The sequence below is a fragment of the Candidatus Symbiopectobacterium sp. NZEC135 genome (assembly GCF_025962695.1).
The window spans coordinates 1-763 of the sequence record NZ_JAGFPF010001033.1 but is presented as its reverse complement, the minus strand read 5'-3'; the positions used below and the strand labels follow the sequence as shown (position 1 = coordinate 763).

The window sequence follows — 763 nt, the reverse complement described above, 5'->3', positions numbered from 1 at the left end:
ACGCAGTAGTGGCGTCAGTTTGGGTAACACCGTGGAACGCAAAACGTCTGGTCCACAGGTGATGCGCACCGTACCGGCGGGTTTGTCGCGCAACTCTGTGAGCATATCCAACTGGGCTTCAATCTCATCAAGGCGGTTGCCGATGGCCTGCAACAACCGTTCTCCGGCAGTGGTGGGCGATACACTGCGGGTGGTTCGGGTGAGGAGCCGAATTTTCATGCGTTCTTCCAGCGCGGAAATCGCCTGGCTGAGCGCAGGTTGCGTTACCCCAAGATGAGCTGCCGCACGGGTAAAACTGCCTTCGCGGGCGACGGTGACAAAATAGAGAAGGTCATTCAAGTTGCGTTTCATCTGGCAGGCGTTCCCAATTAATAATCAGGGCTTATAAGCCCATTAAGTATTCATTAGCTAGTCAGCCTACACCCGGCGTGTAAAACTTTCAGCAACAGAACATCGTGATCGGCACGTTTTATTCATGCGCTTTTTTGACGCCATTCCCGTGAATGGTGCCCGGCAGAGGCTTGCCTGAATTTGGCCGGGTCGATATTCAGAGGTAGCCGCTAATGTCCACACCGATCCGCGAAACACACCACGTAAACGAGAGGAAGTACTTCATGAAAAATATGACCCTGGCGCTGGGGCTGCTCATCAGCTCATTCGCCGCCACCGCGGTGGACCTGTCAAAAGGCGCGGACAACTTTTATAAAAGCGATAAAGTTACCCAGCAAAAAGTGACGTTTAAAAATCAGTATCAGATGAACGT

Annotated in this window: 1 protein-coding gene and 1 pseudogene; one reads left to right on the top strand and one right to left on the bottom strand. The window is 52.4% G+C overall.

Annotated elements, in window-relative coordinates:
- A partial coding sequence (locus tag J5224_RS32240; RefSeq protein ID WP_264629021.1) for a LysR family transcriptional regulator occupies positions 1-351 on the bottom strand: 351 nt, incomplete at its 3' end.
- Positions 352-563: 212 nt separating this feature from the next.
- On the opposite strand from J5224_RS32240, the pseudogene J5224_RS32235 reads away from it, so the two are divergent.
- Positions 564-763 (top strand): annotated as a pseudogene (locus J5224_RS32235) (hypothetical protein); the annotation flags it as partial.